The following is a 13,680-nucleotide window of genomic DNA, read 5'->3' as shown; positions in this document are numbered from 1 at the left end:
TCAGGACACCTTCTCGGGTTCGGCGAGGACGATGGTCGGGTCGGGCACGCGGACACCGACCCGGCGGAACAGCCGGCCGCGGTCTCCCCCGGGGGCCACCTCGGCGGCCTGCGTCGCGGTCGGCAGGGCGGTCGCCGGTGGGCTGACCCGGGCCGGGCGGGGTCGCCGGCCGGTGGGGTGCGGGACGCCCGGGCCGGGCAGCCAGGACGGCCCGGCGTCGCGCAGACCGAGGTCGGCACCGGTGAACCGGGCCGCTCCGGTGGTCCGGCTGCGGGCGTTGGCGGCCGGGCCGGTGGCCGCGAACAGGGCGAGCAGCCCGCCCGGTGCGGCGCCGGTCGCCGAGCGGGCAGCTGGCGTCGCCGGCATCTCCCGTCCGGCGTCCTGCGGGTCGTCGATGATCACCCGGTCGTAGGCGTCGTCGGCGTCGAGCCCGGCGAAGACGGTGGCGTCGTCCGCCGGCAGGGCGGTGCCGTCCGGCAGGGCCACCGCACGGCCGGCCTCCATCCGTTCGAAGCCGGGGGTGAGCACCCGCTGCTCGGGGGTCAGGTCGCGGAACTGGCCGGGGGCGAAGTCGTCGAGGATCGGCGCGCCGAGGGTGCCGCGTACCGTGTCGTCGCCGGTGCCGACACTGACCTCGGTCAGGGTGAACCGGTGCGGACCACGGATGCGGGAGGTGCCGATCCGGTGCAGCTCCACGCCGAGGGGCAGGACGTTCTGGCGTACGCCGAGGGTGGCCCCCGGGGAGAGCAGCAGCGCTCCCCCGGCCCCCTCGACCGCCCGTAGGGCCACCGGTTCCGTGCCGACGGTGGCGGCCCCGATCTCCCAGGCGTCCGGGCTGGACAGCGCCGCACCCAGCAGCGCCGCGGCGTCCACCTGGCTGGGTTCCCGCGCGTCGGCCCGCTTCCCGTCGGTCCAGTCGAGCTTGGCCGACACCTCCCACCACAGGAACTTGATGCGCGCCTCCCCCCAGGCCCGCCAGGGGCCGGGGCCGCTCACCCCGAGGACGAGTCGGACCACCAGCAGCTCGGTGCCGTCGTAGGTCAGGGTGACGTACGCGCCGATCTCGGCGGTGAACCAGAACGGCGTGAACTGGAACAGCACGTCCAGCCAGGCCCGGCCGTCGACGGCCAGGGCACCCGCCTCGAAGTGCATCACCAGCTCCGCCCCGAACTGGGCGGTGTTGCTGGTGATCGCCAGGTAGGCGTGGAGTTTGAGGCCCTTGCCGGACTTCTGCAGCGCGATCTCGAACCGCTTGACCGGCGGGAAGCCGGCCGGCGGGCAGAACCTGGGGTGGAACCCGCCGATCGACAGGGCGAACGACGACGAGCGGCCCCACCGGGCCCGGACCATGAACTCGCCGGAGACCGGCCTGCCGAACAGGTGGGAGCCGATCAGGGCGCCGTCGAGGCTGATCTCCCTGCGGGCGACGTCGACGATGCCGGCCGAGTCCAGGCGGAGCCGTCCGGCCGACTGGAAGTCGATGACCAGCCTGCCGAGCAGCAGCACCCGGACCGGGTCGGGGAATTCGACGAGCACGGCGAGGTCCGCGACGACCTGGCCGGAGAGGAAGTTCAGCCGGACCATCGCGCCGAGCACGGTGCCGGTGGGGTCGACCGGGAAGATCCGGCTGAGGGTGGCGATCACCGCCGGTGCCCGGCCCACCACGTCCTCGGGGAACAGCAGCGCGTCCAGGGTCCCGGCGCGGGCGGCGTTGCGGACCTCCTCGGGGTCGCTGCGCCGGTTGTGCCCGACCACCAGCCCCAGACCGGTGATGGAGATGCCCCAGAAGAGCATCAGCCCCGGGTACCACTGGAAGGTGCCGACGACCAGCATCGAGAAGGTGTGGTCGCCGTCGGCCTCGACCAGTCGGCTGCCGTCGGGGTTGCGGGTGTTGAGGATCGCTGTGGCCTGGAGCAGGAAGCCCCGCATCGGTGAAACGCCGTCCTTGGTGGCGATGCCCAACTGGAGGGCGCCGGCGTACATGCCGCGGGGTTCGTCGACGAACAGGTAACCGCCGCCGTTGACGATGCCGTTGTCGATCCGCAGCCCCACCCCGTCCGGGGCCTTGAACCGGGGCACCAGGTCGGCGTTGCCGAGGTTGCCGGTGCCGGCCGGCACCGCGGGCGGGAAGGCGAGGTCGGCGCGGATCCCGATGTTCTCCACCACCGCCCGCAGCGGGCCGAGCTCGGCCCGGACCGTGGTGGTGACGGTCAGGCCGACGCTGGCGGTGGGCGTGCTGGCGGCGAGCGCGATCCGCAGCCCTTCCAGGTGGATGCCGCGCAACGAGAGGTGCATCGGGTAGTCGGCGGTCAGCGCGGCGGCCCCGGACAGGTGCAGGCCGGTCCGTAGCGACCAGCCCAGGCCGAGGTCGAAGCCGAACCGCAGACCGTCGGACGGCAGCAGCCGGGCCAGCAGCCCGTCACCGTCGCCGGCCTTGACGACGAGTTCGGCGCGGCCAGCGGCGAGCATCAGCTCGATGTCGTCCCGGCCGGTGCTCAGCGTCGCCCGACCGCGCAGCACGAGCTGCCCGACGGACAGGTGGGTGCCGTCGGGTGCGCCGATCACCCAGCCGGGCTCGTCCTTCGGCGCGATCCGGGCGATCTCGGCGGAGAACTTCACCGCCGGGCCGCCCCCGGCGAGGGTCACGCCGGCCGAGTTGACCGCGATGGCCGGGCCCGCGCCGGCCAGGTCGGTGGCGATGTTCCAGCGGCCCAGCGCGCCTTCGAGGTGCACCTCGCCGGTGGGGGCGACGATCCCGGTGAGCAGGCCGTCCCAGCAGGCCAGGGCGAGGGTGACGCCGAGGTGGAGCTGGGCGTCCGGGTCGGCGGCGGCCAGTGACCCCGGTCCCTGCCGGCCGGGCAGCGCGGGCGGTTCCCCAACGACCAACGCGGGCTGTCCCCCGCCGGGCAACGCGGCCTGTTCCCCGCCGGGCAGCGAGGGCGGTTCCCCGCCGGGCGGTCCGGCGACGGCGAACCGGAGCCGGAGCAGGCCGTCGGCCAGCCGCTGCCCGGCCTCGCCCTGGTCCGGGCCGATGCCCGGCCGCACCCCGTGCGCGGCGTCCACCCCGAACGCGCGCAGCGTGGCGGCGAGCCGGGGCAGCAGCCGCGCGGCCAGCGCGTCGACGGCCTCGGGGGTTTCCCAACCGGCCGGCGCGTACAGCCCCCTGAGGTAACCGCCGGGGTCGGCGACCAGCTCGACGAGCCGTTCCAGGTGCAGTTCGTCGCGGTGACGGGGCAACCGGACCGGCGCGTCACCGGCCGGCATCGGCGGGCTGGCCGGCAGCTCGACGCCGGGGGTGACCAGGCCGAGCAGGGTCAGCAGCGGGACCGTCCAGGGTGCCCGGTGCAGCAGGTAGGTGAGGATCAGGTGGTCGACGAGGTCGTCGGCAAGCGCCTCGGGCAGGCCGGCCGACGGCGGTAGCTTTCCGCGCACCGCCGGGGGCAGCGTGCCGACCTGTCCGAACGCGGTGCCGGCCGCGGTGCCGATCTTCTTGAGTTCGGCGAGCGAGTCCGGCGGGCCGTCGGCGATCGCGGCGTCCAGCGTCCCGATCGCGGCCCCGACGGTGCCGACCCACTGCTCGAACGCGTGCGCGTCGACCCCGCTGACCGCTTCCAGGTCCCAGCCCAGCGCCCGCATCAGCCGGGCCCGCCGCCACGGGTCGGCCGCGCCGAGCACCGGTTCGGCCAGGGTACGGAGTTCGCCCCAGAGCAGGGCGAGGACGTTCCGGTTCCGCTCCACGTCGTCGCTCATGCGTCCGGGTCTCCTTCACTGCGGTGCTGGTCGTCGCGTCGGGGGCTCATCCGGTCACCCGGGACAGGTCGCCGGTGTCCAGCCGCAGCGAGCCGCGCTGCGGTGACAGCGTCCGGTCCGCCGCCGGGAGCACGGCGACCGGAAGCTGGTAGCCGGTGCCACCCGGCCAGGTCGGCCAGGCCCGCACCGCGGCCAGCGCGGCGGTCAGCTCGGCGTCGGACGTGGCCCCGACGACCTGGCCGATCGCGGTGATCAGGGCGGCCTCGTGGGCGTCGGTCCAGCCGGTGGGCGGGCCGGTGAAGTCCGGCCCGAGGGTCCGCGCCACGGTCAGCACGGTCCGCAGTTCGGTGCCGGCGCGGGGCACGGTCCGCTGCTCGGGCGGTTCGCCGGCCACCGGCGCTCCGAGGGCGACCAGGTGGTGGGCACGGTACGTCTGCCAGCAGCCGAGCAGGGCCACCGCCCGTTCCGAGGTGAACAGGTCACCGATCCGCACCCGGCGGGGTTTGCCGTCCGGGCCGGGCACGTCCGGCACCGTGACCGGGGTCGCGCCGGGCGGATCCCACGGGGTGCCGAGCAGGTCGTGCAGGCCCTGGCGGGCGAAGCGCCAGATGCCGTGCCGGACGCCGGGTCGGGTACGCAGGCCGGTGGTGAAGCGGTGCACCCAGTGCCAGCCGCGCAGGTCGAGCAGTTCGCGGACGTACCCGATCGGGGTGCCCGCGCCACCGGTGTGGTCGCTCAGCGCCGGCCGGGCCCGGCTGATCCGCAGCTCGGGGTAGAGCAGGGCACCGCCGTCGACTCCCCAGCCGGGCGTCCCGGACAGCCCGGCCAGCCCGCCCATCGCCTCGTACGCGTCGCGGTCGGTGGCGCGCAGCGCGGCCAGCCAGGCCCAGAGCTGGCCGGGTTGGGTACGCCAGTCCGGCCGGGGCGGCAGGGTCACCGGTGCGGTGCGGGGGCCGTCGGCGGGCCAGCCGAACGGCCCGATCCGCAGCACCCCCTCGTCGGTGCCGTCCAGCACGTCGCACCAGCCGCCGGTGGAGCCGGGTCGGGTGTTCTCGGCGACCGCCCGCAGCACCTTGAAGGTGGACAGCCGACGGCGGGCCGGGTCGGCCACCGCGGGATCGCCGCTGCCGGCGGCGGTGGCCAGCGCGGCCAGCGACGGTCCGCCGACCTCCCCGTCCCTCGGCGGGATCAGCGCCTCGGGGAGCAGTTCGAGGGTCGGCTCGACCAGTGGCCCGGCCCACTGCGGCGCGGCGGCCCGACTGCCCCACCGTCCCAGCGGGATCAGCTCGGGGTGGTCGGCCGGCGCCGGGCCGGCGTCGGCCGGACGGCCGGTCACCACCCGTGAGTAGAGCCGCTGGTCGGCCGGGTGGGCGGTGTCGGCGCGCCAGACGTTGCCGGTGGCGAGCTGTTGCGGGCTGCCGCCGGCGACCTGCCACGCCTCCACCACCACCGGGCAGCGCCAGCGCTTGTCCAGCCAGTGCCGGATGGCGAGCTGGGTGGCCAGGTCGGCGATCCCGCTGACCGGTCCCAGGTAGCGCTCCGACTCCGGCACGTCGACCGCCGCCAACCGGTCGGAGTACCGGGTGGCGGTCGCCCCGGCGGGTTCGTGCGCGACCCGGTCCGCGCGGGCGTACGTCTGGAACTCGCGCACCGCCCAGTAGGTCGTCGGGTCGTACGTGCCGGGGTCACCCGCCGGGCCGAAGCCCAGCGTGGCCAGGTCGGCCTGGAGCCGGGTCACCCACCTGTCGGTGACCAGGGTCGCCGGCCGGTCGACCCCGTCGTAGTGTGCCTTCCCGCCGGCGCGGGCGTCGTGGTCGTCGAGGCGCAACACGTAGCCGTACGGTGCGTCGGCCAGCAGCGAACAGCCGTACGACAGGTCGATGGTGTAGCTGGTCAGCGCGGCGGCCCGGGTCTCGGACGGCAGGTGCCACCAGAGACGCTGGGTGGCCCGCTTGCACTCGCCGGCCGGCCAGTCGAAGGTGATCTCGCCGAGGTTGTTGTGCCCGACGATCTCCTTGCCGTTGCCCCAGGTGCCGAGATACCCGTCTAGGTTGTGGGCGGCGGCCAGGTACTGCGCCAGCGCCTGCTCGCGGGGCAGCCCGGCCGGGTCGAGCACGGTCTGCGGGGTGCCGTCGCGGCGAACCGTCGGGTCGGCCTCGTCGTGGTGGGCGAACTGCACCTGGACGCTCCACTCCGGCGGCCGGCCGAGCAGCTTGAGCCGGTCGTGGTCGCTGACCGCGGGCCGGCCGGAGACCCACCAACCGGACACGGCGTCGGCGGCCACCCCGACCTGGACCCCGGCCTGGAAGCGTCGCCCCTGCCGACCCTCGTCCTCGTTGGCCCAGCCCACCAGATCGATGCGGCCGAGGCTGTCCAGCAGCGGCACGTACCCGACGTCGTGCAGCAGCCGGGTCAGGGCCACCTCGTTGCGCAGGGCGCTGGAGACGAACCCGGCGATCACCCCTTCGGTGCGGTTGACCCCCTGGAAGGGGTGGGCGCGGTCGGGGCCGCTGGCGTACGGCAGCGTCGCGGAGTAGCGGATCCGCTCGGCCGAGCCGAAGTGGATGTCGCCGCCGAGCATGACGATCCGGCGGCGACGGACGCCGTCCGGGCCGGGCGGCGCGGCGGAGAGCAGCCGACCGAGGAACTTGTGGGTGGCCGCGTCGCTGGTGATCCAGGCGTCCTCGGCGTCGGCCTCGTACCGGCCGGCGATGGCCTTCATGGCCGGCTGGGCGAGCTGTTCGAGCAGCGGCATCCCGAACACGGCGACCGGCTGCGCCAGCACGGTGACCGCCTCGTCGTCCAGCACCCCGCCGCCGCTGACCATCTCGTCGAGCGGGTGGTCGGCGAGCAGCAGCCCGCCCGGGTGCCCGGCGCCGGCCGGATACTCCCGCCAGGTGCGGGTGTCCAGGGCGACGAGCTGGTAACGCGGCCAGGTGACAGTGAAGTGGTAGCTGAGGGCACCGGCGGGGCGGGCCGGCCGGCCGTCGGCGCCGATCGCGGTGGGCAGGCCGAGGCGTTCGCGCAGTCGCAGGTCGTCCACCGCCGCCGGGGCGGCCAGCCAGCCGCTCAACGCGGTCAGCAGGTCCCGGCCCGGCTCACCGGCCGCGCCCTGCTCGGTGAACCGGTCGGGGGTGTTGCCCCAGGCCTGGAAGACCGCGTACGCGGCCATCGCGTTGCGCACGACGCGCCGGCCCAGTTCGGACCCGACCACCGCACCGGTGACGAACTCCCGGGTCATGTTCCAGTCGTCGGTGACCTCGTGGTCGTCGGCGATCATGTAGGTGGCGACGTTGGCCAACGACCGGCGTACGGCGACCAGGCCGCGCTGGAAGTTCTTCAGTCGGATCGCCTGCTCGTGCCAGCGCAGGAAACGACGGATGATCTTCTGCTGCTGGCTGCTGGCGTCGTAGGCGCGACCGACCAGCAGCCGGTCGTAGACGGTGTCGCCGGGTCCACCGCCCTGCGGGTCACGCAGGATCCGGGTGTCGGCGGGGAAGACGTGCTCGAACCGCGGATAGGTCGCCGGCCAGAGCTGGTCGGACCAGGCGAGCAGGTACATGCAGGCGTACTCGCGCAGCGACATCAGGTGGCTGTCGGCCTCGCCCGAGGTGAACTTCGCGTCCCGGGCCAGGGTCACCGCCCGGTTGCCGGGGGTGAACAGCCGGTCGGCGGGCGGGCTGGTGGAGCCGTCGGGGAGTAGTTCCGGCGGCAGGCCCAGGGTTGCCCCGATGCCGGGCAACGCCGGGACGGCCGGCTGCCCGTCCCGGGCGGGCACCGCGTCGTGCCCGTGCACCATCGCCAGCAGCACGTCGGCGACGTCGTCTGCGTAGATCTGGTCACCGCCGAGCACGAGCTGGTGCGGGCGTACCGTCGGGTCGCCGCCGGCCGCCGCCAGGATCGGGTCCAGGACGGCCAGCGCGTCGTGGCCCTCCCCGTGTGGCTTGCGGCACGACCCGTGGAAGATCCGCAGCTTTCCCGGGTCCGCCGGTGGCGTCACGAAGCTGGGGTAGCCGGGTGCGCCGCCCGTCGCCCGGGGGTCACCGGCGTAGCTGAGCAGCGACCGGGCGGCGGTCTCGTCGACGGCCACCGCCCCGGCGGCCAGCAGGCTCGACCAGTTGCCGGTGGAGCCCGGGAAGGCGAGGTCGTAGCCGTACAGGCGGCCCTCCCGTAGGCCGCCGACGGCCTGGACGGTGGCCACGTAGAGGTTGCCGCCGAGGCGGACCGCGGTCCGGCTGCCCGTCGCCACCGTCGCGCCCCGGGCGTAGGTCGGGCCGGGGCCGGTCTCGAACACGGTGAGGGTGACGGTGCAGGCGGACCGGACGGCGACGAAGACCGCCGCGCTGCCCGGATCGACCCGGCGCACGATCGGCCCACAGACAACGTGGGGTGGTCCGCCCGGAGCGTCCATCGTCGAGGTTCCTTTCACAAAGTCCACCAGCCGAATGCGGTCACGGGTCGGCGCGTCGTGCTGCCCGACCTGCGGGACATCGGCCCGTCCCCGCCGGCTACCCGTGCCGTGGCACGGGGACGCGCCACGGCGGGTTCGGCCGCTGCGGTAGCGGCGCACGGCAGTCTGCGCGGCGGTCGCTCCCGTCCACCAGGGACGGGCGTCCCGGGTGGACGGGACACCGCCGCTCGGCCGTACGGACAGCCGTCCCCCGGCCCGTTCGGGCGGCGGCTGTCCGGGGGCAGAATGAGCGGCTGTCATGACCTTCCGCTCCGGCGACGAGCCGCCCGCGCCGCACCGCGACACCCGGCACCGGGTCGCGGCCTGGACGGTGCTCGGGCTGACCGCGACGCTGACCGTGGCGGCCGTGGCCACCTGGTGCGCGGTGCTGCCGCCGATGACCACCACCCAGCTCTTCTCCCTGGTCGACCTGATGGACGGGGTGATCTACGGCGGGGTCGCCTGGCTGATCCTCGGCCGCCGGGCGCACCTCGCCGGCTGGATCGTCGCGGCGGCGGCGCTCGGCGGTTCGCTCGCCGCGTTCGCCGCGCAGTGGACCCTGCTGGCCGAGCGGCATCCACAGTGGTGGGCACCGGCCGCGCTGACCAGCGCCCACCACTGGGCCTGGCTACCCGGCCTGTACGGCCTGGTGGTGCTGATGCCGTGGCTGCTGCCCGACCGGCCGATGCGGCGGGGTGCCCGGGTCGCCGTCGCCGCCGGGGTGCTCTACCTCGCCTGCGCCCAGGTCGCGGCGTTGACCGCGCCGGCGCCGTACGGACTGTTCCCGATCAGCGATAGCGGGCTGCGGGAGCTGCGTGTCGACCTGTTCGGGCCGATCATGCCCGCGCTCGTGCCGTTGGGGCTGATCGCCGCGGCCGGGGCGGCCTGGCGGTGGCGTACCGGTCCGCCGGGGCAGCGGCACGGGATGGGTTGGCTGACCGTCGGGAACCTCCTGCTGTGTCTGGCCTTCCTGCTGGTCTCGCCGCCGTGGTGGCCGGGCTTCGGGCCAGCCTGGGCCGCGCCGTCGCTGATGCTCGCCTCACAGGCGTTCTTTCCTGCCGCCGTGCTCGTCGTGGTGCTCCGGCAACGCCTGTGGGGAATCGAGGTGGCCGTCCGGCGGACCCTGGTCTGGCTGTTGATGACCGCCGGCGTCATCGCCACCTACATCGGTGCCGTCACCCTGCTCGACCGGTGGGTGCCTGCGGGTTCCCTCGCCCCGAAGATCGTGGTCACCGCGCTGCTGGCCGCCGCCTTCCAGCCGGTACGCCAGTGGGTGCAGCGACGGGTCGACCGGTTGGTGCACGGCGACAGCCAGGAGCCGCTGATGCGGCAGGTCGTCCACCGGCTGCGCGACGCCGACTCCGGCGGACAGTTGATCGAGAACGTGGCTCTCGCCATCGCCACCTCGTTGCGCCTGGCCCGGATCACCATCACCGTGACCGACCGGTCGGGTGCGGGCAGCGCGCCCACGGCCTACACCGGCTGTCCCGGGGACCACCAGCCGACGCCGACCGGCGCGGGGCAACTCACCGTCGACCTGGTCAGCGGTCAACGGACGGTCGGTCGGCTGACCGCCTGGCCACGGCCGGGGGAACGGCTGGGCGGCCACGCCGCCGCCGCGCTTGCCGACCTGTCCCCGGTGGTCGCCGCCGTCGTCGACCTGGCCAGCACCAACGAGGCGCTGGCCAGGTCCCGGGCGCGCCTCGCCGAGGCCCGCGACGAGGAGCGTCGTACGCTGCGTCGTGACCTGCACGACGGACTCGGACCGGCACTGAGCGGGATCGGGCTCGGCCTGGCTGCGGTGCGTAACCTGCTCCATCGGGACGTGACGATGGCCGGGGAACTGCTCGACCGGCTCGTCGTCGAGACCACCGAGCGCGCCGAGGAGGTACGCGACCTGGCCCGCGACCTGATGCCGCCGGTCCTCGCCGACGGCGATCTCATCCCGGCCCTGCACACCCTGCGCGAGCGGTACGCCGTCGCCGGCCTCGACATCCGCGTGGCGGCCCCGGCGCAGCTCGGCCCGTTGCCCGACACCATGGCGACCGCCGCCTACGGAGTGATCACCGAGGCGGTCCGTAACGTCCACCGGCACGCCGGGGTCGGCGTGTGCACGGTCACGCTCGTCCACCGGCCGGACCGGGTGAGGATCACGGTCGCCGACGACGGTTGCGGGCCGCCTCCGCCCACCCGGTCGCGTGGGGTCGGACTGCAGTCGATGCGGGAGCGGGCGGCCGGCATCGGTGGCACGTTGACCATCGGCCCCACCTCGACCGCCGGCAGGCCGCAGGGCACGGCCGTCACCCTGACCATCCCCACCCCGGGAGCCGGGACGTGACGTCGCCGATCCGGGTGGTCGTGGTGGACGACCACCCGGTGTTCCGACTCGGCATGACCGCGCTGCTGTCCACTCTGGACGGCATCCGCTGCGTCGGCGAGGCCGCCGACGTCGACGCCGCGCTGGACGTCGTCGCGACCGAACGTCCCGACGTGGTGCTGATGGACCTGCACTTCGCCGAACGGTCCGGGATCGAGGCCACCCGGATCATCACCAGACGCTCACCGCAGACCGGGGTGCTCATCGTCACCATGCTCGACGACGACGAGTCGCTGATCGCGGCGCTGCGCGCCGGCGCCCGTGGCTACCTGCTCAAGGGAGCCAACGCGACCGAGGTCGAGCGCAGCATCAGGGCGATCGCCAACGGCGAGATGATCCTCGGCCCGGCGGTCGCGGCCCACGCCGTCGCGCTGTGGTCCGGGGTGCGCGCCACCGGGCCGGCACCCTTCCCGCAACTCACCGATCGGGAGCGCGAGGTGCTGAACCTGGTGTCCCGGGGGCTGGACAACGCCACCATCGCCCAGCGGCTCGGGCTCAGCCCGAAGACCGTCCGCAACAACCTGTCCAACATCCTGGTCAAGTTGCAGGTGAGCAGTCGCGCCGAGGCCATCGTCCGGGCCCGGGACGTGGGTCTCGGCACCGGCTGAGGGCGGGGTGGGCCGTCCGGGCCGCGCCGCCGGGTGACCGTTCGCACCTCGACCAGCGGTGGCCGAACACGTGGTCAGTGACCGCCCACGACGTGACGGAGCAGCCCGAGCCGGAGTATCCCGAGACCGTGCACCGAGACGGACGGGTACGACTGCGCATGCAGGTCCTGCCCGGCCGCCCGTTACCCGCTGCCTGGACCGTCGGGGCACACTGGGGCCGTGGAACGTCACGAGTTCGGCGCCGCGGTGCGCCAGTTGCGGGAGAGTACGGCCCCTGCGACTGTCGGGCTACCTGTCGGCCGTCGGCGGGTGCAGGGGTTGCGGCGGGAGGAGCTCGGCGAGCTCGCCGGGATGTCCGCGGACTACGTACGGCGGTTGGAGCAGGGGCGCAGCCATCCGTCGGCCGGGGTGGTGCACGCCATCGCCCGTGCGCTACGGACCGGGCGGGCGGACTACGAGCGGCTCTGCGCACTGGCCGGGTACGCCGCCGCGGACGGGCAGGTGCCCAACGAGGTCGGTCCGGGTGCGATGCGGCTGCTGGAGCGGTTCACGGACACCCCGATGTTCGTCTCCGACGCGGCGATGAACCTGGTCGCCGTGAACAGCGCGTTCCTGGCCCTGGGGCACTGGGATCTCACCGGGGAACCCTGGGAGTGGAACATCGCCTGGCGTACGTTCTGCGATCCGCTCAACGGTTTCCGGCAGTCTGCCGCCGACGCGACCGACCATGAGGCGGTCCTCACCGCCAGCCTGAGGAGCGCGCTGTTGCGCTACCCCGCCGACGCCGCCCTCGCCGAACTGGTGGACGAGATGCGGAGCCGGAGCAGCCTCTTCGACACCCTGTGGCGTACGCCACGACCGGTGGCGGCCTACGAGAGCAGCGCCACGTTCGTCCACCCGGACCGTGACACCGTCACGCTCGTCGGCAGCCTTCTCACCATCCCGGGCGACGATCTGGCGGCGCTGATGCTCACCGCGGCACCGGGTTCGGCCGATGCCGCGCGCCTCGCGGAGATCGTCGGCGACGCCGGCGGACCGGCAATCGTCAAGGTGGGCCAGTCCGGCCCAGGCTAACCGCGCCGGGGCCTGCCAGATTGGTCGACGTAGCCAGCGACAGCGGATCCGGCGGCTGCCTCCGGGCAGCCCCGGTGACGCCGGGCTGGGTGCCTTCGCACGCGAAGCGGTGCCACAGGGGTCATGCCCTGCTTCGGGTGCGAAGCACATCGGCGGCGCTCACAGAGGCAGGTTCAGCGATGAAGGCAGTACGTTTTCACGAGTTCGGCGGTCCCGAGGTGCTGCGCTACGAGGACGTCGCGCAGCCCGTCCCCGGCGCCGGTCAGGTCCGGATCCGCGTCGCCGCGACGTCGTTCAACGGCGTCGACGGCAACATCCGCGCGGGCTACATGCAGGGCCCGATCCCGGTCGAGCTGCCGCACACTCCCGGCCTCGACGTCGCCGGCACGGTCGACGCGGTCGGCGACGACGTGGACGAGGTCACGGTCGGTGACCGGGTCATCGGTTTCCTGCCGATGACGGGGACCGGGGCGTCCGCGGAGTACGTGATCGCCCCGGCGGGGATCCTGACGGGAGCGCCCCGGAACATCCCGTTGGCCGACGCGGCGGCGCTCCCGCTGGTGGGCCTGACCGCGTGGCAGGCGCTGTTCGACCACGGCAAGCTGACCGCCGGCCAGCGGGTGCTGATCAACGGGGCCGGCGGAGCGGTCGGTGGATACGCCGTGCAGCTGGCGAAGGAGGCCGGTGCCAGGGTGATCGCCACGGCCAGCCCGCGCAGCGCCGACGCGGTCAGGGCCGCGGGCGCCGACGAGGTGATCGACCACACCACCACCGACGTGACGTCGACGGTGACCGAGCCGGTCGACCTGGTACTCAACCTCGCGCCTGTCGCCCCGGAACAGCTCGCCGCGCTGGTCACGGTGATCCGGGACGGCGGGACCCTGGTCAACACCACCGTCTGGATGCCCGCCCCTTCCGACGAGGAGCGCAGCGTGCGCGGCATCGACCTGTTCGTCCGAAGCGACGCCGACCAACTCGCCGACCTGGCCGCCCGGGTCAGCACCGGTGAGCTGCGGGTCGACGTCGCCCGGCGGGTGCCGTTGGCCGGACTGCCGGCCCTGCACGCCGACGCGACCGCGAACACCCTGCCCGGTGGCAAGGTCGTCGTCACCGTCGCCGACGCCTGATCATCCGGATACCGACCACGTGGAGACGAAACTCGTTCCTAATCCCGACGGGCCCCCGGGCGGTCCTGCGGGGTCCGCGGAGCCGCCGAACTCGACCCACGGCCCGGCGTCGCGGGCCGGCGCGAAGACCGCCTCGATCGCGTCGCGCGTCCCGTCCGCGCGACCGACCGGGCAGCCCACGTTCGCCAGGGCCGTGACGCCGTCCGGGAAGACCGCCTTCGCCGTGAACGGGCCCACGAGGAAGCCCAGCACACCGGGCGCAGCCGACGGTTCACCGGGCGCGCACCTGGCGGT

General features: G+C 74.3%; 6 protein-coding genes. 4 read left to right on the top strand and 2 right to left on the bottom strand.

The window, feature by feature from the left end:
* Entirely contained in the window at positions 1 to 3,750 is a 3,750-nt protein-coding gene (locus tag OHQ87_RS05805) for a DUF6603 domain-containing protein (protein ID WP_328345614.1), read from the bottom strand.
* Between the two features lie 46 nt (positions 3,751 to 3,796).
* A complete protein-coding gene (locus tag OHQ87_RS05800) occupies positions 3,797 to 8,161 on the bottom strand; it encodes a peptidoglycan-binding domain-containing protein (RefSeq protein WP_328345613.1) in 4,365 nt (1,454 codons plus the stop codon).
* Positions 8,162 to 8,459: 298 nt separating this feature from the next.
* Between OHQ87_RS05800 and OHQ87_RS05795 the strand changes: the two genes are divergently transcribed.
* From OHQ87_RS05795 to OHQ87_RS05780, 4 genes are all read left to right on the top strand, one after another.
* Entirely contained in the window at positions 8,460 to 10,538 is a 2,079-nt protein-coding gene (locus OHQ87_RS05795) for a sensor histidine kinase (protein ID WP_328345611.1), read from the top strand.
* Positions 10,535 to 11,185: a response regulator transcription factor gene (locus OHQ87_RS05790; protein ID WP_328345609.1), complete on the top strand. Its 651-nt coding sequence runs from the start codon at positions 10,535 to 10,537 to the stop codon at positions 11,183 to 11,185. The genes OHQ87_RS05795 and OHQ87_RS05790 overlap by 4 nt, the downstream gene beginning before the upstream one ends.
* A gap of 219 nt (positions 11,186 to 11,404) precedes the next feature.
* Positions 11,405 to 12,259: a helix-turn-helix domain-containing protein gene (locus OHQ87_RS05785; protein ID WP_328345607.1), complete on the top strand. Its 855-nt coding sequence runs from the start codon at positions 11,405 to 11,407 to the stop codon at positions 12,257 to 12,259.
* A gap of 179 nt (positions 12,260 to 12,438) precedes the next feature.
* On the top strand, positions 12,439 to 13,386 hold the full coding sequence (locus tag OHQ87_RS05780; protein ID WP_328345605.1) for an NADP-dependent oxidoreductase: 948 nt from the start codon (positions 12,439 to 12,441) through the stop codon (positions 13,384 to 13,386).
* Positions 13,387 to 13,680 lie beyond the last annotated feature (294 nt).

Origin of the sequence: Micromonospora sp. NBC_00421, assembly GCF_036017915.1 — a bacterium.
Classification (GTDB): Bacteria; Actinomycetota; Actinomycetes; order Mycobacteriales; family Micromonosporaceae; genus Micromonospora.
This window is presented reverse-complemented; position numbering and strand designations above follow the sequence as displayed.